The sequence below is a fragment of the Pseudomonas sp. P42 genome, assembly GCF_017973755.1.
Taxonomy (GTDB): domain Bacteria; phylum Pseudomonadota; class Gammaproteobacteria; order Pseudomonadales; family Pseudomonadaceae; genus Aquipseudomonas; species Aquipseudomonas iridis.
On the sequence record NZ_JACOPU010000002.1, the window covers coordinates 621,615 to 642,180 of the forward strand.

At 59.1% G+C, this 20,566-nt stretch carries 21 protein-coding genes; 10 read left to right on the forward strand and 11 right to left on the reverse strand.

Annotated elements, in window-relative coordinates:
- Positions 1-520 precede the first annotated feature (520 nt).
- Both H8B20_RS07750 and H8B20_RS07755 read left to right on the forward strand, forming a co-directional pair.
- Entirely contained in the window at positions 521-1,243 is a 723-nt protein-coding gene (locus H8B20_RS07750) for a response regulator (RefSeq protein ID WP_042560515.1), read from the forward strand.
- Positions 1,240-2,850, forward strand: a complete 1,611-nt coding sequence (locus H8B20_RS07755) for an ATP-binding protein (RefSeq protein WP_210622765.1) — start codon at positions 1,240-1,242, stop codon at positions 2,848-2,850. The genes H8B20_RS07750 and H8B20_RS07755 overlap by 4 nt, the downstream gene beginning before the upstream one ends.
- A 511-nt stretch (positions 2,851-3,361) precedes the next feature.
- On the opposite strand, the gene H8B20_RS07760 is transcribed toward H8B20_RS07755, so the two are convergent.
- A complete protein-coding gene (locus tag H8B20_RS07760; RefSeq protein ID WP_210622766.1) occupies positions 3,362-4,087 on the reverse strand; it encodes a 4'-phosphopantetheinyl transferase family protein in 726 nt (241 codons plus the stop codon).
- Positions 4,088-4,236: 149 nt separating this feature from the next.
- On the reverse strand, positions 4,237-5,028 hold the full coding sequence (locus H8B20_RS07765) for a dienelactone hydrolase family protein (protein WP_210622767.1): 792 nt from the start codon (positions 5,026-5,028) through the stop codon (positions 4,237-4,239).
- A gap of 142 nt (positions 5,029-5,170) precedes the next feature.
- Between H8B20_RS07765 and H8B20_RS07770 the strand changes: the two genes are divergently transcribed.
- From H8B20_RS07770 to H8B20_RS07780, 3 genes are all read left to right on the forward strand, one after another.
- Entirely contained in the window at positions 5,171-5,776 is a 606-nt protein-coding gene (locus tag H8B20_RS07770) for a membrane protein (RefSeq protein ID WP_042560511.1), read from the forward strand.
- Positions 5,777-5,927: 151 nt separating this feature from the next.
- Positions 5,928-6,605, forward strand: coding sequence for a response regulator transcription factor (locus H8B20_RS07775; RefSeq protein ID WP_042560510.1), 678 nt, complete (start codon positions 5,928-5,930; stop codon positions 6,603-6,605).
- Entirely contained in the window at positions 6,602-7,948 is a 1,347-nt protein-coding gene (locus H8B20_RS07780) for an ATP-binding protein (RefSeq protein WP_210622768.1), read from the forward strand. The genes H8B20_RS07775 and H8B20_RS07780 overlap by 4 nt, the downstream gene beginning before the upstream one ends.
- A 593-nt stretch (positions 7,949-8,541) precedes the next feature.
- Here H8B20_RS07780 and H8B20_RS07785 read toward each other — a convergent pair.
- Both H8B20_RS07785 and H8B20_RS07790 read right to left on the reverse strand, forming a co-directional pair.
- A complete protein-coding gene (locus H8B20_RS07785) occupies positions 8,542-9,606 on the reverse strand; it encodes a S8 family peptidase (protein ID WP_210622769.1) in 1,065 nt (354 codons plus the stop codon).
- A gap of 300 nt (positions 9,607-9,906) precedes the next feature.
- Positions 9,907-10,905, reverse strand: coding sequence for an AraC family transcriptional regulator (locus H8B20_RS07790; RefSeq protein ID WP_210622770.1), 999 nt, complete (start codon positions 10,903-10,905; stop codon positions 9,907-9,909).
- Positions 10,906-11,254: 349 nt separating this feature from the next.
- Between H8B20_RS07790 and H8B20_RS07795 the strand changes: the two genes are divergently transcribed.
- Positions 11,255-12,589, forward strand: a complete 1,335-nt coding sequence (locus H8B20_RS07795; RefSeq protein WP_115146197.1) for a dicarboxylate/amino acid:cation symporter — start codon at positions 11,255-11,257, stop codon at positions 12,587-12,589.
- A gap of 144 nt (positions 12,590-12,733) precedes the next feature.
- Positions 12,734-13,915 carry a CaiB/BaiF CoA transferase family protein gene (locus H8B20_RS07800; protein ID WP_210622771.1) on the forward strand — a complete coding sequence of 394 codons (1,182 nt, stop codon included), beginning with the start codon at positions 12,734-12,736 and terminating at the stop codon, positions 13,913-13,915.
- 134 nt (positions 13,916-14,049) lie between these two features.
- Here the strand turns inward: H8B20_RS07800 and H8B20_RS07805 are convergent, their stop codons facing one another.
- Together H8B20_RS07805 and H8B20_RS07810 are read right to left on the reverse strand one after the other, a co-directional pair.
- Entirely contained in the window at positions 14,050-14,544 is a 495-nt protein-coding gene (locus H8B20_RS07805) for a SprT family zinc-dependent metalloprotease (RefSeq protein ID WP_210622772.1), read from the reverse strand.
- A 148-nt stretch (positions 14,545-14,692) separates the two neighbouring features.
- On the reverse strand, positions 14,693-15,295 hold the full coding sequence (locus tag H8B20_RS07810) for a Yip1 family protein (RefSeq protein ID WP_042560502.1): 603 nt from the start codon (positions 15,293-15,295) through the stop codon (positions 14,693-14,695).
- 272 nt (positions 15,296-15,567) lie between these two features.
- Between H8B20_RS07810 and ttcA the strand changes: the two genes are divergently transcribed.
- The gene (ttcA, locus tag H8B20_RS07815; RefSeq protein ID WP_150592982.1) at positions 15,568-16,392 is read left to right on the forward strand and encodes a tRNA 2-thiocytidine(32) synthetase TtcA; all 825 of its coding nucleotides are present in this window, start codon (positions 15,568-15,570) and stop codon (positions 16,390-16,392) included.
- Between the two features lie 134 nt (positions 16,393-16,526).
- Positions 16,527-17,201, forward strand: a complete 675-nt coding sequence (locus tag H8B20_RS07820; RefSeq protein ID WP_042560500.1) for a DNA-3-methyladenine glycosylase I — start codon at positions 16,527-16,529, stop codon at positions 17,199-17,201.
- Between the two features lie 113 nt (positions 17,202-17,314).
- On the opposite strand, the gene H8B20_RS07825 is transcribed toward H8B20_RS07820, so the two are convergent.
- Genes H8B20_RS07825 through arsC form a run of 3 tightly spaced genes read right to left on the reverse strand, consistent with a single transcriptional unit; the run spans position 17,315 to position 18,688 of the window.
- Positions 17,315-17,740 carry a DUF2069 domain-containing protein gene (locus H8B20_RS07825; protein WP_042560499.1) on the reverse strand — a complete coding sequence of 142 codons (426 nt, stop codon included), beginning with the start codon at positions 17,738-17,740 and terminating at the stop codon, positions 17,315-17,317.
- Position 17,741: 1 nt separating this feature from the next.
- Positions 17,742-18,338 carry an NAD(P)H:quinone oxidoreductase gene (gene wrbA, locus H8B20_RS07830; protein ID WP_210622773.1) on the reverse strand — a complete coding sequence of 199 codons (597 nt, stop codon included), beginning with the start codon at positions 18,336-18,338 and terminating at the stop codon, positions 17,742-17,744.
- Positions 18,335-18,688 carry an arsenate reductase (glutaredoxin) gene (gene arsC / locus H8B20_RS07835; protein WP_042560497.1) on the reverse strand — a complete coding sequence of 118 codons (354 nt, stop codon included), beginning with the start codon at positions 18,686-18,688 and terminating at the stop codon, positions 18,335-18,337. Before arsC ends, wrbA begins: the two co-directional genes overlap by 4 nt.
- Before the next feature lie 113 nt (positions 18,689-18,801).
- Here arsC and H8B20_RS07840 point away from each other — a divergent pair, with 113 nt between their 5' ends.
- Entirely contained in the window at positions 18,802-19,269 is a 468-nt protein-coding gene (locus tag H8B20_RS07840) for a TlpA disulfide reductase family protein (RefSeq protein WP_210622774.1), read from the forward strand.
- 329 nt (positions 19,270-19,598) lie between these two features.
- On the opposite strand, the gene H8B20_RS07845 is transcribed toward H8B20_RS07840, so the two are convergent.
- Together H8B20_RS07845 and H8B20_RS07850 are read right to left on the reverse strand one after the other, a co-directional pair.
- Entirely contained in the window at positions 19,599-20,003 is a 405-nt protein-coding gene (locus H8B20_RS07845) for an META domain-containing protein (protein ID WP_047302660.1), read from the reverse strand.
- A complete protein-coding gene (locus tag H8B20_RS07850) occupies positions 20,003-20,437 on the reverse strand; it encodes a hypothetical protein (RefSeq protein ID WP_042560494.1) in 435 nt (144 codons plus the stop codon). Before H8B20_RS07850 ends, H8B20_RS07845 begins: the two co-directional genes overlap by 1 nt.
- Positions 20,438-20,566: the final 129 nt, after the last annotated feature.

The window sequence follows — 20,566 nt, forward strand, 5'->3', positions numbered from 1 at the left end:
TCCGCCAGTGCGGTTTGGTCTTCGAAAAACTTGCTGCGTTCAAGCTGAAACTCGCCATAAATCGCTTGAGTTTCAGCTCTGAAATGTGGTTGGCCTTTTAAGGCGAAAACCCTACATGTAGGGTCTCTGTTTTCGCTGCGCTACAAGATAATGCGTTTTAAGGGGTGTTGCAACGTACGGACTGTGGATAAACCTGTGCGTAAATTGTGTAAGAAACCTGGAATTCCCGTGTAGGCCGCGAACCTGCTGACCTAGACCGTTTGTCACTGTTTTTCCGCCGACAAAATCGCTTCAGCGGTTTTTTAAGGGCGCGAACCCTATCACAAAATCTGGCCTTGTCCGAACGCATTTACCGACTTGTGTTCTGGCTGTACGCCGTTTATACAATCGGCCCAAGCAGAGGCATTCTTATCCTCCCAGGACATGACAAATGAACGGGAGGATTTAGAAAAATGTAGGACCGTGCCTGGCAGGGCATCGCCTTCCTTCTATTAATAAAAACAGCAAGCAGAGGTCACCGGTGGAGCAACAAGCCTTTCAGATATTGATAGTCGAGGATGATCAACGTCTGGCCGAACTCACTCGGGACTACTTGCAAGCCAATGGATTGCGCGTGGAGATCGAAGGCAACGGCGCGCTGGCGGCGGCGCGGATCATCGCCGAGCAGCCGGATCTGGTGATCCTCGATCTGATGCTCCCCGGTGAAGATGGCCTGACGATCTGCCGCAAGGTGCGCGACCGTTATGACGGGCCCATCCTGATGCTGACCGCGCGCACCGACGATGCCGACCAGATCCAGGGGCTTGACCTCGGCGCCGACGATTACGTGTGCAAACCGGTGCGTCCGCGACTGTTGCTGGCACGCATTCAGGCATTGCTGCGACGCAGTGACACACCCGAGCCGAGCGCGGAAAAAAGCCGTCGCCTGCAATTCGGTCCGCTGGTGGTCGACAACGCCTTGCGCGAGGCCTGGCTGAGCGACAACGGCATCGAGCTGACCAGCGCCGAATTCGACCTGCTTTGGCTGCTGGTGTCCAACGCCGGGCGCATCCTGTCGCGGGAGGAAATCTTCACTGCGCTGCGTGGCATCGGTTACGACGGCCAGGACCGTTCGATCGATGTGCGTATCTCGCGCATCCGCCCGAAAATCGGTGATGACCCCGATCACCCACGCCTGATCAAGACCATCCGCAGCAAAGGCTATCTGTTTGTCCCTGAAGCCTGCGTAGACCTGACGCTGTGAACTCGATCTTTCTGCGCATCTACGGCGGCATGTGCGCAGCGCTGATTCTTGTGGCGGTGCTCGGGGTGTTGGCGCTGAACCTGCTCAATCAGGTGCGCAGCGAACAATATCGCGAGCGTCTGGCCCACGGCACGTTCTCGCTGATGGCTGACAACCTGCAGCCGATGAACGAAACCGAGCGCCATCGTGCGCTGCTGGTGTGGGAGCGACTGCTGGGGATTCCGCTGGCCCTGAAGACATTTGCCGAAACCGATCTCGATCTGTCTCAGCGCGCGCGGGTGCAGCGCGGGCAGGCACTGGTCGAACAGACCGGGCCGCACGCGGCGAAAGTTTATCGACTGGTCAGCGACAAGGAGCAAATCGTCCTCACCGGCGAAGTGCAACAGATCAGCGAGCAACTGGCCCGGGCGACGATTTACCTGCTGGCTGATGAACTGGTGCGCGTGCCAGTGGCCGAGCAACCGAAACGGCTGGCGCAGATAAAGAAAGACAAGGGTTTTGGTTTTGACCTGCGGCTGGTCACGATCAGTGACGCCGACATGGACGAAGACCAGAGCCGGCGCGTATCCGAGGGCGATACGGTGATGGCGCTGGGCAAGGGCGGCGATTCGATCCGGGTCTTTGCCGGCATGGTCGGGACGCCATGGGTGCTGGAAATCGGCCCGCTGTATCAGATGAATCCGTACCCGCCGGAGTGGCTGGTGCTGATCGCTGCGCTCGGTCTGAGTTTGATCGGCCTCATCGTTTATCTATTGGTGCGTCAGTTGGAGCGGCGTTTGCGCGGTCTCGAAGCAGCGGCCACGCGCATCGCCAAGGGCAGCCTGGAAACCCGCGTGCCGGCGCGCGGTGCCGACTCGGTCGGGCGCCTGGCCTCGGCGTTCAATGGCATGGCCGAGCACTTGCAGCAGTTGCTGGCGATCCAGCGCGAACTGGTGCGCGCGGTGTCTCACGAATTGCGCACGCCAGTGGCGCGCCTGCGTTTCGGCCTGGAGATGATCGGCTCGGCGACCACCCCGCAAGCACTGGAAAAGTACCGTGAAGGCATGGATCACGACATTGAGGACCTCGATAAGCTGGTCGATGAAATGCTCACCTACGCTCGGCTGGAGCAGGGTTCGCCGGCGCTGACGTTTCAGCGCATTGACCTCGACGCGTTGGTTGATCAGGTGATCGAAGAGCTGGCGCCTTTGCGCGCCGAGGTCACGGTGCAGCGTGGGTTGTGCCTGTCGGCTGCCGACAACGATGATGCCTGGGTCGAGGCTGAGCCTCGGTATCTGCACCGCGCCCTGCAGAATCTGGTGGGTAACGCGATGCGCCACGCGCACTCGAAGGTCACGGTGAGTTATCAGGTCGGGCAATTGCGTTGTCGGGTCGACATCGAAGATGACGGGCCGGGTGTGCCGGAGGTGGCGTGGGAACGGATTTTCACGCCGTTTCTACGTCTGGATGACAGTCGCACGCGGGCGTCGGGCGGGCATGGGTTGGGGTTATCGATTGTGCGGCGGATCATCCACTGGCATGACGGCCGGGCGATCATTGGCAAAAGCAAAAGCCTGGGTGGGGCTTGCTTCAGTTTGAGTTGGCCGAGGAATCAGGAACGCCGCTGAGTCTTGAGCTGGCCGGGCTGGCCCCATCGCTGGCAAGCCAGCTCCCACAGGTATGAGGTGGGCCCATAAGTTCAGCCACAGGTGTGAGGTGGGCCCATAAGTTCAGCCACAGGTGTGAGGTGGGCCCATAAGTTCAGCCACAGGTATGAGGTGGGCCCATAAGTTCAGCCACAGGTGTGAGGTGGGCCCATAAGTTCAGCCACAGGTGTGAGGTGGGCCCATAAGTTCAGCCACAGGTGTGAGGTGGGCCCATAAGTTCAGCCACAGGTGTGAGGTGGGTCCATGAGTTCAGTCACAGGTGTGAGGTGGGCCCATGAGTTCAGTCACAGGTATGAGGTGGGTCCATGAGCTCAGTCACAGGTATGAGGTGGGCCCATAAGCTCAGCCACAGGTGTGAGGTGGGCCATGAGCTCAATCAGAGGTTTGAGGTGAGTCCACAATATCTGTGTTCATCACCGACACTGTGGGAGCTGGCTTGCCAGCGATGAGGGCCCATCAGGCAACAATGATCTCAGGCCTCGATGCTGACCAGGCTCAACAACTGACCATCCTGCACCCCGAACTGGGCATCCAGCTCCGTGCCGTTGCGCCACTCAGCCGACAGATCGGTCAACAAGCGCAACCGAACGGATCCCGCCTCGGTCCACTCCAGCACCTCGGCGTGCTCAAAGTAAAAGCGTTTCTGCACGATCGGGTAGAGCGCCTTGAACAAACTTTCTTTCACCGAAAACGTCAGTGTCACCCATAGGGCCGTTTGATCCGGCGATGCCGCAGCCATGCGCTGCATTTCCGGCGTGGTCAGAATTTCTCCGGCCAGGCGCTCGGCGCGTTCGCGGTTGAGCAGGTTTTCCAGGTCCATGCCCAAACCGCGCCAATGCTGCTTGTTGGCGACAATCGCCGCCGCGCGGCCGGTGCTGTGGGTGATCGAGCCGCAGATGTGCGCCGGCCAGACTGGCGCGCGATCTTCGCCAATTGGCGGAACCACGCCGCTGCCCTGAAGTTGCTGCAACGCCGCGCGGGCGCAGATACGCCCCGCGAGAAACTCCGCCTGCCGCTTGGCCACCGAACGCTGAATACTCGGCGGCGGCTCGATGGCGCTGCGCTGGAAGTCATTGCCAAGCAGTTGTGACGGATCGAAATGCGTGCTGAGCAGCACCGTGTCGGGCAATACCGTCGGCAACGGCCAGTGAGCATCGAGCGGGGTGCAACAGGCGGGGAGGGCTGGAATTGGATTCATGACGGGCATTTTGCCGGTTAGTCGGGACAAGGTCGAGATCAGTGGCGCGGCTTTCGCGAGCAGGCTCGCTCCCACAGAGAATTAGTGATCAACGCAGATTCAAAGTGGGAGCGAGCCTGCTCGCGAAGGCCGCGCCGCGGTCTTTCTGATCAGCCAAATATTTTTTGGAAGAACGCTTTCATGTCCGCCCAGGATTTTTCATCGGCGGCCTTGTTGTAGCCGATATCCGGGCCACCGTGCTCGCCATGACTCAAGCGATCAGCATCCGGATTGCTGAAGCCATGCTTGGCACCCTCAAGGCTGACAAATTTATAGTCAGCGCCAGTCTTGTCCATTTCTGCTTTGAAGGCGCTGACGTTGTCCGGTGTGACCATGCTGTCGAGCGCACCATGTTCCACCAGAATTTTCGCTTTCACACTGCCAGGCGTGGCCGGGGTTTTGGTTGCCAGTGCGCCGTGGAAACTTACCACGCCCGCCAACGGCATACCCTGACGCGCCGCGTTCAACACCACCGCACCGCCAAAGCAGTAACCGATGGCCGCCAGTTTGTTCACGTCGGTCTGTGGCTGTTTCTTCAGCAAATCCAGCCCGGCTTCGAAACGCTTGCTGGCGGCCGCCGCGTCCGCGGTCGCTGCCTGCATGAACGCCATCGCATCTTTCGGGTGCTCGGTGTTCTTGCCTTCGCCGTACATATCGATCGCCAGCGCGCTGTAACCGAGTTCGGCCAGATCCCGCGCGCGGCGCTTGGCGTAATCGTTCAGGCCCCACCACTCATGCACCACGACGATCCCCGGACGCTTGCCTTTGATGGCGTCGTCGTAGGCGTAGTAACCGAGCAGCTTGGTGCCGTCGGCGCTCTGGTAGGGGATTTCCTCAGTCTTGATCGCAGCCTGGGTGAGGCTGCTGGCAGCGAGCAACGTGAGGGCGAGGAACAGGCGCATGGTCGGTCTCCTTATTGATAAGTGGTCAAAACAGCCTAGTCGATTTGGTTCAGGTCAGGTTCAGAGAGCGTTCAGGGTCGGTACAGGGGAGGGGCAGTAATCTTGCGCCATACCCAAACAGCACTGTGAAAGAGGAAATACCATGACTCGTTTAAACAAACTGCTGCTGGCATTTACCGTAATGAGCGCCAGCATCGCGGCCCATGCCGACACCACTTCCAACTTCGCTGGCCTGACTTTCGGCCAGACGAGCGACAAGATCAAAAAGTCCCACGCACTGAACGATAACCTTGATCACCCGAACGCCACTGGCGCGATCGACGGCAACAACACCTACGGCGTACGCCTCGGTCAGCAAAACTCGCAAGGTCGCTACTACGCCACCTACGACAATGTGTCCGGTTCGCACAATGGCATTAAACTGCGTCAGGAAAATCTGTTGGGCAGCTACGATCTGTTCTACCCGGTGGGCAGCAGCACCAAACTGTTCGGCGGCGCGACGGCGGGTCTGACCAAACTGACTCAGGAATCCCCAGGCTTTAGCCGTGACAGCGACATCGGCTATGCAGTCGGCGGCCAGTTCGGTGTGATGCAGCAAGTTTCGCAAAACACATCGGTGGAACTCGGTTACCGTTACCTGCGCAGCAATGCCAGCACCGAGATGAGCGAACGCGGTGGCAGCAAGCAAGGCTCGCTGGACCTGACCAGCAGCGCGCAGACGTACTTGTCGGCCAACTACTTTTTCTAAGGAGTTGCCGCCAGGCTAAATGTGGGAGCGAGCCTGCTGGCGAAGCGATGTGTCAGTCGACAATCTTCATTGACTGATCCACCGACTTCGCGAGCGGGCTCACTCCCACAGGTGTGTTTTTGGAGATTTCTGATTTGCCCGGGAGAGCGTCATGAAGCTATTGGTCGTCGAAGATGAAGCGCTCTTGCGCCATCACCTGCAAACCCGCCTGACGGAGAGCGGTCACGTGGTTGAGTCCGTGGCCAATGCCGAAGAGGCGCTGTACCAGACCGGCCAGTTCAACTTTGACCTGGCAGTGATCGATCTCGGTCTGCCGGGTATGGGCGGTCTCGACCTGATTCGTCAGTTGCGTTCAGGCGGCAAGACCTTTCCGATCCTGATTCTCACCGCGCGTGGCAACTGGCAGGACAAGGTCGAAGGCCTCGCCGCCGGCGCCGATGATTACGTGGTCAAACCGTTCCAGTTCGAAGAACTCGACGCGCGCCTGAATGCCTTGCTGCGCCGTTCCAGCGGCTTCACCCAGTCGACCATCGTTGCCGGCCCGCTGTTGCTTGATCTCAATCGCAAACAGGCGAGCCTCGATGAGCAACCGCTGGCGCTGACCGCTTACGAATACCGCATCCTCGAATACCTCATGCGCCACCACCAGCAAGTGGTGCCCAAGGATCGCTTGATGGAGCAGCTCTATCCGGACGACGACGAGCGCGATCCAAATGTGATCGAAGTGCTGGTCGGCCGCTTGCGCCGCAAACTCGAAGGCCCGGCCGGGTTCAAGCCGATCGATACCGTGCGTGGCCTCGGTTACCTGTTCAATGAGCGCTGCACTTGATTCGTTCCCTTCGCGTTCGGCTGATGCTCGCCGCCACCACGTTGGCGGTGTTGTTCATGCTTGCCCTCCTGCCGGCGATGCAAGGCGCATTCAGCCTTGCGTTGCAGGATTCGATCGAGCAGCGCCTGGCTTCGGACGTCACCACGCTGATCTCTGCCGCGCGCGTTGAAGACGGGCGACTGATGATGCCGTCGCAGTTGCCCGATGAGCGTTTCAACCTCACCGACTTCCGTTTGCTCGGTTACATCTACGACCGTGAAGGGCACTTGGTCTGGCGTTCCAGAGCGACTCAGGAAGAACAGATCAACTACAAGCCGCGTTACGACGGACTCGGCAATGAGTTCGCGCGGATACGCGAAGCCAATGGTCAGGAGTTCTTCGTTTACGACGTTGAAGTCAAACTGCTCGGCGGCAAAAGTGCGGCGTTCAGCATCGTCGCCCTGCAACCGGTGCGCGAGTACGAAACCACCCTCGAAGGCCTGCGCGAAAATCTTTATCTGGGCTTCGGCGCAGCCTTGCTGGTGCTGTTGGCTCTGTTGTGGATCGGCCTGACCTGGGGCCTGAAAGCCCTGCGCCAACTCAGTCAGGAGCTCGACGAAATCGAAACCGGCGCTCGCGAAAGTCTCACCGAACAACACCCGCGCGAACTGCTGCGCCTGACAGGTTCGCTGAACCGCTTGCTGCTGAGCGAGCGTCAGCAGCGCAGCCGTTATCGTGACTCACTGGATGATTTGGCGCACAGCCTGAAAACGCCGTTGGCGGTGTTGCAAGGCGTCAGTGAGGACATGGCTCAGCGGCCTAAAGACGTCGATCAGGCCTGGGTTCTGCAGAGTCAGATTGAGCGCATGAGTCAGCAGATCAGTTATCAGCTGCAGCGGGCGAGTTTGCGTAAAAGTGGGCTGGTGCGGCATCAGGTGCGGTTGCGTCCGGTGCTGCAAAGCCTGTGCGATACGTTGGACAAGGTGTACCGCGACAAGCGTGTGCAGGTGGCGTTTGATCTGCCGGAACATTGTTATGTGCCGATCGAGCAGGGCGCCTTGCTGGAGATGATGGGGAATTTGCTGGAGAACGCTTATCGGCTTTGTCTGGGCGAGGTGCGCATCAGTGTGCGTGAGAGCCTGGCAGGGATTGAGTTGTGTGTTGAGGATGATGGGCCGGGTGTGCCGCCGGATCAGCGGGCGCGGATTCTGGAGCGTGGTGAGCGCCTGGATCGGCAGCATCCGGGGCAGGGGATCGGGTTGGCGGTGGTGAAGGATATTATTGAGAGCTATAACGCCAAACTCGCGCTGGGTGATTCGCCGATGGGTGGGGCGGCGTTCAGGATTCACTTTCCTGCGGTTTGAGTTTTGACCGGGGGTTTGGTTTTGGTTTTGGTTTTGGGGTTGGGGTGTATATCCGTTGCTGCGGTTATGGCTGCTTAGGGTTTCGCCCTTACGGCGAGTCACCTTTTCCAGACGCCGGAGTGCCGGCCCAGCGAAAAAGTAACCCAAAAGGCTTTGCCCTGACGTTCGGCCCACTCGCTGGGGCTCGGGGTTCCTTCGCTCCGGGATCCATCCGGGGCATCGATTCCGGTTTGCTTCGCTGCACCTCCTTTCGATGTCTTCCCCGGATGAACCCCTACACTCAGCCTGCCGACGGGCCTTTTAGATCAAGATCAACAGCTGCACTCGAGCTAACGCTCATTGTGTTGAGTGGTGCAGAGACCGGGCGGTGTGCGCTTTGCATTGAGTTCAAAATTGTGGGAGCTGGCTTGCCAGCGATTGCGGGCTGACAGTCGGCAGTTTCTTGCGTGTACTCGGCTCAAGTGTAGGACCCCCCGGAGGCTGCGATCTTTTGATCCTGATCTTTGCGGTGCTTTTCTGGATGCGAGCCCGGCTCGACATACCGCAGGTGCATACCCTCGCCCAAACACCTCTGTCAGTCCCTCAAAACTGCATCAATCAACGCTGGAGTCCGGCGCTTGGCGGGAGGCGGCTTCTAGATCCAGCAGTCCTTGTCCGTAGGCTTCGCTGTTACCGTAAATGCCCGTCCGGTTGGCGGTGGCCAGCAAGTGCGCACGCACTTGTTGTGGTGTGAGTTCGGGATAACGACTTTGCAGCGCTGCCATGGCGCCACTGACCAGTGCGGCGGCTGGAGATGTGCCGGCAGTTTGCACGTATTGACCATTCTTGTTGGTGGTCAACAGACCTTGGTCAGCACCTGAGTCGCCACCCGGTACGGCGATGCACCAGGCTGCTGCCACGCCGCAGTAGTTGGATTTGGCATTGATGGCGCTGCCATCGTTTTTCAGTGCAACCACGGCGATCCAGCCTTTTTCAAGTTCTGGCAGGGCGAGCGGCAAGCCAGGTTCGGCCAAGGGTTCTCGCTTCAACTCGTTACCGGTCGGGAAGACAAATACCGCGCCGTCCTGAACCAGTTTCCGGGCGGTTGCCAGCGACTCCGGCATGACTTGCTTGTAGCGTGCTTCATTGATCTCGGTCGCCGGGATGGCATTGGCCCACGAGTTATTGAGGATCAGTGCGCCTTTGTCGAAACCGGCCTGCCAGGATTGGGCAATCTCGCTGTCGAAGAAAAACGGCTCATTGTCGTCACCGAAACGAAACGGGATCAGCTGTGCGTTGAACGCGACGCCGTGCATACCCTGGTCGTCCTTGTTGGCGGCGAGAATGCCCGCCATCTGGGTGCCGTGACCGATTCGGTCAAAGGTGCCGACCCGGTTTTCGACATGATCAAACCCCGGATCACGCAGCCGTCCCTGAAATTCCGGCAGGTTGCTGTTCAATCCCGAGTCGATCAGTGCGACGGCCACGCCCTGACCGGTGCCGCCACGGGCATATAGAGATGAAGCATGAATAATCGCCAAGCCTTTCTGGGCTTGATATTCCGGCGTCTCGAACGGCGTCGGATCGATAGCGGGCTGTACGGGGTTTGTCAGGCATCCGGTTAACAGCAGCGGCAGCGCAAGCGCGGGGATGATTGAGATATTGGCTATTTGAAGCATGATCGTTCCTTGATAAGGCTCCGTGCACGGCAGGTTTTCTGGCCTGTGCAAATGTCGCGGAGGAAGGTTTTGATGAAGCGAGAACCTTACCGGTGACAAGCGGTGAAACGTCATGGAGGCAAAGTGCCCCGTCTGTTTCAAAGGATGGCGAATGGAAAGGTTTGAAGTATCGAAGTTTGAGGCGAGGGGGCGCAGCGCCCGGATTTACTTAACCTGACCTGCCTGAATCACTTTCAACGAAGGGGTTCAACCGACATCTTCAGACATGCTTTCACTACACATCAAGACCAGTCAGCGTTTTCAATGCTCTTGAGCGCGATAGGCCCCCGGCGTCAGCCCCGTCCACTTCTTGAACGCCCGATGAAACGCCGACGGTTCGGAAAAACCCAGCTGTTCAGCGATCTGTTGCAACGACAGGTCCGCGCGGCCCAGATGGTAGATGGCGATATCCCGCCGCAGCTGATCCTTCAACTCTTGAAAACTGGTGCCTTCCTCGCGCAAATGCCGGCGCAGGGTTTGCGGGCTGATGTGCAGGTGCGCAGCGACGGCGTCGAGATCAGGCCAGCGTGTGCTGTCGCGGCTGAGCAAGCGGCGCAGGCGGCTGCTCAGGCTGTCGCCGTCGTCGGGGCGTGACAGCAAGTCAGCGGGGGAGCGTTCGAGGAAGTGCTTGAGGGTGCGTTCATCCTGCAGCAACGGCATGTGCAGGTAGCGGCTGTGGAACAGCAGGCTGCTTCGATCTGCTGAAAACACCAAGGGGCAAGGGAACAACAGGTCGTATTCGGCGCCGTGCGCAGGTTTCGCATAGCTGAATGTCGCCTGCTCCAAGCGGATTCGCTGGCCGATCAGCCAACTGCCGAGACGATGCCAGATCACCAGCAGGCTTTCGCTGAGGAAGTGATCCGGGTCCCACAATTGCGAATCGTCGAGGCTCAGGCGCACCCATTCGTCCTCGCGGCTCAGGGTCAGGCGCGGGGCGTCGGGGAACAGGCTATAAAACAGCAGGCCGCGTTGCAGGGCCTTCTCCAGGTTGCGGCAGTGAATCGAGGCGTGGCACATCATGGCGAAGCTGCCGGGTTTGCTCGCGGCCTTGCCGAAGCCCAGGTATTCGTCGTCCAGTGCCAGCCACAGGCTCTGGATCAGGCGGGTGAACTGTTCCGGGGCGATGCGCGCACGGGGCTCGTCAAGCAGTTCGGGGCTGATCCCCAGTTGCAACAGCAGACCCGAGTAATCGAACCCCAGGCGGCGTGCGCCACCCAGGGCGGCACGGGCGAAATGACTGGCAACGGTGCGTTCGCGCATAAGCGGCAGATCCTTCCTCAGGCGTCGGATGGTAGCCGGGGGGTGGCAGGGGGACAAGGCGGATTTCCGCCAAATTGTAGGACGAGAACCGGTGAGTTGGCGGATATCCGCCACCCTTGAGTAACCGAGTTGTGACCAAAAAAACCTGTAACCCCTGATATCAAAAGGCTCGTAGCCATCTGCACCAAAGTGGCACGACGTTTGCGATATGAGCGATAGAAACGTGCATTGAGCCTGTGTGCAAAGTGCCGTTCCAACAACAAATCCCTCCAGTGCAGGAGGGTTCGCAATTCAGGTGTCGCGGTCAACAGATGGATGCTGCCACGCGGGACTCTTGAGGAAACTTGCAATGACGACTCGTCAGCCAATTTACAAATCCCTGTATTTCCAGGTGATCGTTGCCATCGCTATCGGCATTCTGCTCGGTCACTTCTATCCGCAAACCGGTGTGGCCCTCAAACCGCTGGGTGACGGGTTCATTAAACTGATCAAAATGGTCATCGCCCCGATCATCTTCTGTACCGTTGTCAGCGGCATCGCTGGCATGCAGAACATGAAATCGGTGGGCAAGACCGGCGGCTACGCGCTGCTGTATTTTGAAGTCGTTTCCACCATTGCCTTGCTGATCGGCCTGATCGTCGTCAACGTCGTGCAGCCGGGCGCCGGCATGCACATCGACGTGACCACTCTGGATGCCTCGAAAATCGCCACCTATGTGACGGCCAGTAAAGACCAGAGCATCGTCGGCTTCCTGCTCAACGTGATCCCGAACACCATCGTCGGCGCGTTTGCCACAGGCGATATCCTGCAAGTGCTGATGTTCTCGGTGATCTTCGGCTACGCCCTGCATCGTCTGGGTTCGTATGGTCGTCCGCTGCTGGACATGATTGATCGCTTCGCTCACGTGATGTTCAACATCATCAACATGATCATGAAACTGGCGCCGCTCGGTGCGTTCGGTGCCATGGCTTTCACCATCGGTGCTTACGGTGTCGGCTCGTTGGTGCAACTGGGCCAGTTGATGATCTGCTTCTATATCACCTGCGTGCTGTTTGTGTTGGTGGTGTTGGGTGGGATCTGCCGCGCGCATGGTTTCAGTGTGTTGAAACTGATTCGCTACATCCGTGAAGAGCTGCTGATCGTACTGGGCACTTCGTCCTCTGAATCGGCACTGCCACGCATGCTGATCAAGATGGAGCGTCTGGGTGCGAAGAAATCGGTAGTGGGTCTGGTGATCCCGACCGGTTACTCGTTCAACCTCGACGGTACTTCGATCTACCTGACCATGGCCGCGGTGTTCATCGCTCAGGCGACCGACACCCACATGGACATCACCCACCAGATCACCCTGTTGCTGGTGCTGCTGCTGTCCTCCAAAGGTGCGGCGGGTGTGACCGGTTCGGGCTTCATCGTGCTGGCGGCTACGCTGTCGGCGGTAGGTCACCTGCCGGTGGCCGGTCTGGCGCTGATCCTGGGTATCGACCGTTTCATGTCCGAAGCTCGCGCACTGACCAACCTTGTTGGTAACGCTGTTGCGACCATCGTTGTCGCCAAGTGGGTGAAAGAGCTGGACACCGACGTGCTGCAATCCGAGCTGGCCTCGGGCGGTCGCGGTATCTCCGACCAGCGTGAAGAAGACGACCTGGGTGTGGCTGAAGGCCCAACCCCGGTCAATGTGAAGTAAGCATCGCTTGTAGGAAAAACCCGCTTCGGCGGGTTTTTTCATGCCCGCAATTTGAGCGTAACGGTCACGGCTGGTGACACTTACGGTGATTGCTGTACCGGCCATCGCTGCCTAGGCTGAAGGCATCGTCCAAGGAGTTCGCCCATGTCCGCACCGCTGGCCTCATTGAAGATTCTCGATTTCTCGACGCTGCTGCCGGGGCCGTTTGCTTCCCTGTTGCTGGCGGACATGGGCGCCGAGGTGTTGCGCATCGAGTCGCCGACGCGCATGGATCTGCTGCGAGTCTTGCCGCCGCATGATCAGGGGCTGTCGGCCAGTCACGCTTATCTGAACCGCAACAAGCGCAGTCTCGCGCTCGACCTGAAACAGCCCGAAGCGCTGGAGCTGGTCAAGCAGTTGCTGGCCGATTACGACATCGTCCTCGAGCAGTTTCGCCCCGGTGTGATGGAGCGTCTGGGTCTGGGTTACGAGGCCCTGAAGGCGATCAACCCGAAGCTGATTTACGTGTCGATCACCGGTTACGGCCAGACCGGCCCGTACAAGGATCGCGCCGGGCATGACATCAACTACCTGGCGCTGGCCGGCCTTGCCAGTTATACCGGCCGGGCCGACAGCGGGCCGTTGCCGTTGGGCATGCAGGTTGCGGATATCGCGGGTGGTTCGCTGCACGGGGTGATTGGTCTGCTTGCTGCGGTGATCGCCCGTCAGCAAACCGGGCAGGGTACGCATCTGGACGTGAGCATGACCGATTGTGCATTCAGCCTGAATGCCATGGCCGGTGCCGGTTTTCTCGCCTGTGGTGCAGAGCCGGGTTGGGAAGACCAGATGCTCAATGGCGGCAGTTTTTATGATTATTACCGTTCACGGGATGGCCGCTGGATGTCGGTGGGCAGTCTGGAGCCGGCATTCATGCAGCCATTGTGCGCGGCACTGGGGCGGCCGGAATTGGCGGCGCAGGGTTTGTCGCCCAAGCCCGAGCATCAGCGAGCGCTCAAGGAAGCCTTGAAGGTCGAGTTTGAAAAGCATGACTTTGTCGAGCTGTGCGAGTTGTTTGCCGGGATCGATGCGTGTGTCGAGCCGGTGTTGAATCTGAGTGAAGCAACCGAGCATCCGCAATTACAGGCGCGGGAGTTGGTGACGCAAGTGCCGCGCGGGGATGGTTCGACGCAGGCGCAAATGGCATGCCCGCTGAAGTTTTCCCAAGGGTTGCCGGCGCCACGGCATGTCGGGGCGGTGTTGGGACAGCATACGGATGAGGTGTTGGGAGAGTTGGGGTTGAGTCCTTCGAAAATTGAAGAGCTGCGCCGGGCCAAAGTCATTCTTTAGTGCCTGTTCTGGCTTCATCGCTGGCAAGCCAGCTCCCACAGGTTTCGGTGTCGTACACAGAATCTGTGGACACCTCGAACATTGTGGGAGCTGGCTTGCCAGCGATGGGGCCAGTCAGGGCAACACAACACTGACTATTCCACCCGCATCTCACCGCTGAACACCAACGTGTTGCGGCATCTGCGGCACAGATACCGCCGCCCTTGCCGCACCAGACTATGGCGCTGTGCCGAAAACGGAAAATCACTTTCCGCACACGGGCATTTGTAGATGTAGCGGGTCACGCTGCGGCGTTTGACTGCATAAGTGTGGCAGCGATCCGGCGGCAGTTCGTAAACGCCGCGCATGATCAGTTGCCACTCTTCGCCGTGGGGCTGGATGCGGTCGCCGAACAGCTGATGGGCGATCAGGTGCGCAACTTCATGGGCCACGGTTTGCTTGAGGAAGTGTTCGGCGTTTTCCCGGTAGAGCTGAGGGTTGAAGCGCAGCAGGTTCTCGTGCAGATGCGCGACCCCGGCTTTTTGTCCGCGCAGCTTGAGACTCACCACGGGGCGTTGGAAATGACGTTTGAAAAAGGATTCAGCGAGTTGGTAACAGTCTTCGACGCGAGTATTGATTTGCTCGGGCATGCTTGATGGATCTCCAGAGGCGTCAAGTATGCCGCAACCCTCAAGCGTTGCGAATCGCCGAACCGCCGAATGGTCATCCTCCACACGAGAAGGCCGCCTTGCGGCGGCCTGTATTGGCAGATCTTGTTTTTCTCGGGGAGTCATTGCGTCAGTTGGTATATACGGGGCCTACGCCCAGTCCCCAGACAATCACGGTGAACGCCATGATGGCTACCAGCACCACCAGACCCACCGCCAGTACCGAGCTGGAAAACAGAAAACCTTCGTCCGACGGAATATTCATGAACGTCGGTAGCCCCACGTACAACAGGTACACCGTGTAGCAGATGGCCGCCGTACCAACGATCATGCCTAGCCACATATGCGGATACAGCGCCGCCAGCCCGCCGACAAACAGCGGCGTCGCGGTGTAGGTGGCAAACGCCACGCAACGCGCCAGGCTGGGGTTGGCGTCATAAGTACGGGCCATCCAGTGCACGAATGCACCCATGACCGCGACCCCGCCGAGCATCGCCAGGTATGACATGACCGTCATCCACGCCGCACTTTCGACGGTGAGCATGACCGGCGCGCGATTACCAATCACCCAGCCAACCTGGGTCGTGCCGATAAACGCCGAGACAGCGGGGATCGCCGCCAGAATCAGCGTGTGCGTCAGGTACATGTGGCTGATGCTTTCCTCTTGGTCGCCACGGATTTCCTTCCATTCCTGATCGGGGTGGGTAAAAAGTCCCACTACGTGATGGATCATGCCATTCACTCCTCTTGTTATTGCCATCGCCCCCCAACGGAGCGCCTACGGGCCAAGGTGGCCGAGCAAATTCAGGTCTTCAGATGTGTGCGACCTTACGTCGCAGTATAGAAAGGTCTTAACCGCACAGGCACTAGGGGCTTAGAGCAAATTGCGCTGTAAACACCGGGCTTAATCGCGGTGGGGTCTTGCCGCAGCCCGACGGCCCTTCGCCCTCACGATTTTTTTGCGTAAAATGCCGGCCTTTCGTCACACCTCACGGATTTCGCGTCATGGGCACTCTTACGGTCAACCAGAACAAGCTGCAAAAGCGCCTGCGCCGTCTGGCGGGCGAAGCTGTCGCCGATTTCAACATGATTGAAGACGGCGACAAGGTCATGGTCTGCCTGTCCGGGGGCAAGGACAGCTACACCATGCTCGACGTGCTGATGCACTTTCAGAAGGTTGCGCCGATCAGGTTCGAGATCGTCGCCGTGAACATGGACCAGAAGCAGCCGGGCTTCCCCGAGCACGTGCTGCCTGCCTACCTCAAAGAGCTGGGCGTCGAGTATCACATCGTCGAAAAAGACACTTATTCGGTGGTCAAAGAGCTGATCCCGGAAGGCAAGACCACCTGCTCGCTTTGCTCGCGTCTGCGTCGCGGCACGCTGTACACCTTCGCTGACGAAATCGGCGCGACCAAAATGGCCCTCGGTCACCACCGTGACGACATCGTCGAGACGTTCTTCCTCAACATGTTCTTCAACGGCAGCCTCAAGGCGATGCCGCCCAAGCTGCGCGCCGACGACGGCCGTAATGTGGTCATCCGTCCGCTGGCCTACTGCAGCGAGAAAGACATCCAGGCCTACTCGGATCTCAAGCAATTCCCGATCATCCCGTGCAACCTCTGCGGATCGCAGGAAAACCTGCAGCGCCAAGTGGTCAAGGACATGCTTCAGGAATGGGATCGCAAGACACCGGGCCGCACTGAATCGATTTTCCGCAGTCTGCAGAATGTGATTCCGTCACAGCTGGCCGACCGCAACCTGTTCGACTTCACCAGTCTCAAGATCGACGAGACCGCCGCTTCGCGCTTCGTCAACGTCGTTAACCTGTAAACACCTTCAAATGTGGGAGCGAGCCTGCTCGCGAAGAGGGAGTATCAGTCAACAAATCAGTTGAATGACACACCGCTTTCGCGAGCAGGCTCGCTTCCACATTGGTTTCTTCGCTTTATTCAATAGGAGAGGGCATGCGCGATTACAAGTGGCTGCACGAATACTGTCTGAACCGTTTCGGTTCGGCGGCTGAACTGGAAGCCCATCTGCCCGTCCCCAAGACTGCGGCACAACTGCGCAAGATCAGCGACGACCGCTACCTCTCGACCATGGCCCTGCGCGTGTTCCGCGCCGGCCTCAAGCACAGTCTGGTAGACGCCAAGTGGCCGGCCTTCGAAGAAGTGTTCTTCAAATTCGACCCGGAAAAAGTCGTGCTGATGAGCGCCGAACACCTTGAACGGTTGATGCAGGACGCGCGGATTATCCGTCACCTGGGCAAGCTCAAAAGCGTGCCGCGCAACGCGCAGTTCATTCTCGATGAGGAAAAAGAACGCGGCAGCTTTGGCGCGCTGATTGCCGACTGGCCGGTGACCGACATTGTCGGTCTGTGGACGTACCTGAAAAAGCGTGGCCATCAACTGGGTGGGCTGTCGGCGCCACGGTTTTTGCGCATGGTCGGCAAGGACACGTTTGTGCCGAGCTATGACGTGGTGGCGGCGCTGAATGCGCAGAAGATCGTCGACAAAGTGCCGACCAGTCTGCGTGATCTGGCGATTGTGCAGGATGCGTTCAATCAATGGCATGAACAGAGTGGCGGGCGGGCGATGAGCCAGATTTCGATGATGCTCGCTTACACCGTCAATCATTAAGACCGCGTTGTCCCAATCGCTGGCAAGCCAGCTCCCACAGGTTTTGCGTCGATCACAAATTAGTGTTCCAACACAGATCCTGTGGGAGCTGGCTTGCCAGCGATGGCGCCAGCTCAGGCGACAGAGATTTCACCCTCGCCAGCCAATTTGCGATTCAACTGATACCGCCAGCGCACATACAGCAGCGCCGAGCAGAACACGGCCAGGCTTGCCGCCATTTCCAGCACGCCAAACCACTGTCGGTTCGGGTCATACGCGGCCAGTGCGCCTTTGATGAAATACAGATTCACCACAAAGCACATCCATGAATGCCCGCGGGCGCTGCCCATGATCATCGCCGGGGCGAGGATCAGCCACGGGACCAGTTCGACCAGCAGAATTACCCACGGCCGCGCACCATGCAGGTCGGCGAATATCAGGTAATAGACGGCGAGCAATCCGGCCAGGGCGAAAAAGCTCAGCAGACTGATGATCCGCATCGCCTTCACGCGCGGCTCCAGCCACTCGACAGAGGGCAGGACTTTCGGCTTCTTGGCCACCTCAGCCCTCCAGTTTCTGCGCGGTTTTGGCCAAGCGCAGACCGAGGGCGCGACACAACGCCACTTCGTGCTGATCAAGACCTCTTTTGCCATCAGCGCCGGCGTGGTGGCTGGCACCATAAGGCGTGCCGCCGCCTTGGGTTTCCAGCAGCGCCGACTCGCTGTAGGGCAGGCCGGTGATCAGCATGCCGTGGTGCAGCAGCGGCAGCATCATCGACAACAGGGTGGTTTCCTGACCGCCGTGCAGGCTGGCGGTGGAGGTGAACACGCCGGCCGGTTTGCCGACCAGCGCGCCGGTCAGCCAAAGATTGCTGGTGCCATCGAGGAAGTACTTGAGCGGTGCAGCCATGTTGCCAAAACGCGTCGGGCTGCCCAGTGCCAGACCGGCGCAGTTTTTCAGGTCGTCGAGGGTGGCATAGAGCGCGCCTTCGTCCGGAATGCTTGGCGCTACGGCTTCGCACTCGGTGGAGATCGCCGGCACAGTACGCAGGCGCGCTTCGAGGCCGGCCTGTTCCACACCGCGAGCAATCTGCCGCGCCATCTCGTTGGTCGAGCCGTTGCGGCTGTAATAGAGGACCAGAATGTACGGCGCGCTCACGGCAGCAACTCCAGAATATTCTCCGGCGGACGACCGATGACGGCTTTGTCGTCGGCTTCGAGAATCGGCCGTTCCATCAGTTTCGGATGTTCAGCAATCGCGGCGATCAACTGCGCTTCGCTGAGGCTGTCGTCAGCGAGCTGAAGCATTTTGTATTCATCTTCCCCGGTGCGCAGCAATTGCCGCGCGCTGATTCCGAGCTTGCCGAGCAGGGCCTTGATTTGCGCGGCATTCAGCGGAGTTTCGAGGTAGCGCACGACGTTCGGCGTCAGGCCGCGGGCTTCAAGAAGCTCCAGCGCACCGCGGGATTTCGAGCAGCGCGGATTGTGATAAAGCGTCAGATCGGTCATGTCGGGTCGCTTCTGGCGTAGAGTGGCGGCTATTCTAACTGTGCAGCGCGCAATCCAGAACCTTCAGAGGCGATGGTTCGCAGGCGTTTTCAAATTTTCACAAGGAACAGGACATGACACGGCGATTGGCAGCGGCATTGACGATAATCGGGGCGTTGATGCTGGGGGGTTGCGGCAACGATTACGGGATTGACCAGAACGGTCAGAAGGTCGCATCCGAGCGCCTCGACAAGCAATGGGTAATCGTCAATTACTGGGCTGAATGGTGTGGCCCGTGCCGAACCGAAATCCCGGAGCTCAACCACTTGGCTGAAGAGCTCAAGAGCAGGAAGGTCGGTGTGTTCGGGGTCAACTTCGACAACGTGCAGGGTGAAGAACTGAAGAGTGCAAGCGAAAAACTGGGCATCAAGTTCACCGTGCTGGCGCAGGACCCGGCGGAGTTGTTCGAGCTGCCACGCAGCGAAGCGCTGCCGGTGACGTACATCATCGACGACAAGGGCAAGGTTCGTGAACAGCTGATGGGCGAGCAGACGGCGGCCGGGGTGATGGCGAAGCTTGATGCGTTGCAGGCTACGAAGTAGCTTTCAAAAGCCCCTCACCCCAGCCCTCTCCCGGGTGGAGAGGGGGCCGACCGAGGTGTCTGGCGCCATGCATCGACCTGAAAGATCAGGTCGATTATGGATTCGGCAAAGCTGAATCAAGTGGATGCTGGATTCAGCAGCGCAATACCTGGTCGATTCTGGATTTGCTGGAGCTAGATCCAATCGATTCTGGATTCAGCAGATCAAGACCCAATCGATTCTGGATTCGGCAGGAGCCTTTCAGGTCGGCGGACTTCCCCAATATCCCCCAATCGGTTCCCTCTCCCAGTGGGAGAGGGCTAGGGTGAGGGGCTTGGCGATTCAAGCGATCAACCCTCTTCCAGCCACCAGCGCAACGGTTTGCCTTGCGCCGGCCAGAAGCGCATCTGCTCGATTGGCGAAATGTCCCAGCGCTCGACATGCTCCAGTGCCTCCAGGAACCGTTGTTCCTGTTCCATCAGCGCCGGTGCACACAGTTTGCGGGTCTTGCCGATCTTGCCGAAGGTCAGCTTGTCACCATCCAGGGTGTACGGCGCGAACCAATGGTTGCAGCCGCCGTTACCGTAGGCACGACCGTCATCGCCAAGGGTCACGGTCAGATGGCTGTAATCCATCAATGGCCGCTCGCCGATCCATTCCAGAATGTAGCTGCGGTTCTGTTGCAGTTGCACAGGCTCGGCGGCGCAGCCCGCGAGGCCAATACCGACCAGAGCCGCCAGGGCAAAGCGTTTCATCACGCAGGCTCCTGGCATTTCGGGCACAGGTGCTTGTCGCCAACGGCCTTCCAGCCCAGCTCGGCAATGCGCGCGGTGGCGGCCGGTTTTTCTGCCGTTTTGCCCAGCTTGGCGTCCACTGCAAACTCGAAGTTCAGCGCTTTGGCGCAGCTGTCGCAATTGACCTGCCAGGTGTGGATCGCCAGTTCGCCGAACACCGGGCCCGTGGTCATCGCGGTCCATTGGCCCGGCGGGTTGATCAGGTGGCGGACGGTTTCAACGGTCAGGCGCATGGACAAATCCTTGCTGCCTTTGAGGGTGACCAACAGCGCGTCACCGATGCGGATCGAGCCACCGTTGCCGGTGACCTGATAGCGGCCCGGTACGAGGGCGCGGCATTCGGTGAGGGTGTGTTGCGGGTTCATCAGGTTGTAGCGGAAATCGTGTTCGACCATGGGTCCTCCAAATATGCGCGACATGCTAGCACGGGCTGGATTGCAGAATGATGCACGCGTGCGACCTTCGATCAGGTTCAAATCGACCTGCGCACATGGCAAACTGCCGCCCTCGACTCTTAAGGAACG

What these genes read in the sequence shown, in the direction of transcription:
- H8B20_RS07760 (WP_210622766.1), bottom strand. Translation starts at nt 4,087, where the DNA reads ATGAATCCAATTCCAGCCCTCCCCGCCTGTTGCACCCCGCTCGATGCT.
- H8B20_RS07765 (WP_210622767.1), bottom strand. Translation starts at nt 5,028, where the DNA reads ATGCGCCTGTTCCTCGCCCTCACGTTGCTCGCTGCCAGCAGCCTCACC.
- H8B20_RS07770 (WP_042560511.1), top strand. Translation starts at nt 5,171, where the DNA reads ATGACTCGTTTAAACAAACTGCTGCTGGCATTTACCGTAATGAGCGCC.
- H8B20_RS07775 (WP_042560510.1), top strand. Translation starts at nt 5,928, where the DNA reads ATGAAGCTATTGGTCGTCGAAGATGAAGCGCTCTTGCGCCATCACCTG.
- H8B20_RS07785 (WP_210622769.1), bottom strand. Translation starts at nt 9,606, where the DNA reads ATGCTTCAAATAGCCAATATCTCAATCATCCCCGCGCTTGCGCTGCCG.
- H8B20_RS07790 (WP_210622770.1), bottom strand. Translation starts at nt 10,905, where the DNA reads ATGCGCGAACGCACCGTTGCCAGTCATTTCGCCCGTGCCGCCCTGGGT.
- H8B20_RS07795 (WP_115146197.1), top strand. Translation starts at nt 11,255, where the DNA reads ATGACGACTCGTCAGCCAATTTACAAATCCCTGTATTTCCAGGTGATC.
- H8B20_RS07800 (WP_210622771.1), top strand. Translation starts at nt 12,734, where the DNA reads ATGTCCGCACCGCTGGCCTCATTGAAGATTCTCGATTTCTCGACGCTG.
- H8B20_RS07805 (WP_210622772.1), bottom strand. Translation starts at nt 14,544, where the DNA reads ATGCCCGAGCAAATCAATACTCGCGTCGAAGACTGTTACCAACTCGCT.
- H8B20_RS07810 (WP_042560502.1), bottom strand. Translation starts at nt 15,295, where the DNA reads ATGATCCATCACGTAGTGGGACTTTTTACCCACCCCGATCAGGAATGG.
- ttcA (WP_150592982.1), top strand. Translation starts at nt 15,568, where the DNA reads ATGGGCACTCTTACGGTCAACCAGAACAAGCTGCAAAAGCGCCTGCGC.
- H8B20_RS07820 (WP_042560500.1), top strand. Translation starts at nt 16,527, where the DNA reads ATGCGCGATTACAAGTGGCTGCACGAATACTGTCTGAACCGTTTCGGT.
- arsC (WP_042560497.1), bottom strand. Translation starts at nt 18,688, where the DNA reads ATGACCGATCTGACGCTTTATCACAATCCGCGCTGCTCGAAATCCCGC.
- H8B20_RS07840 (WP_210622774.1), top strand. Translation starts at nt 18,802, where the DNA reads ATGACACGGCGATTGGCAGCGGCATTGACGATAATCGGGGCGTTGATG.
- H8B20_RS07845 (WP_047302660.1), bottom strand. Translation starts at nt 20,003, where the DNA reads ATGAAACGCTTTGCCCTGGCGGCTCTGGTCGGTATTGGCCTCGCGGGC.
- H8B20_RS07850 (WP_042560494.1), bottom strand. Translation starts at nt 20,437, where the DNA reads ATGGTCGAACACGATTTCCGCTACAACCTGATGAACCCGCAACACACC.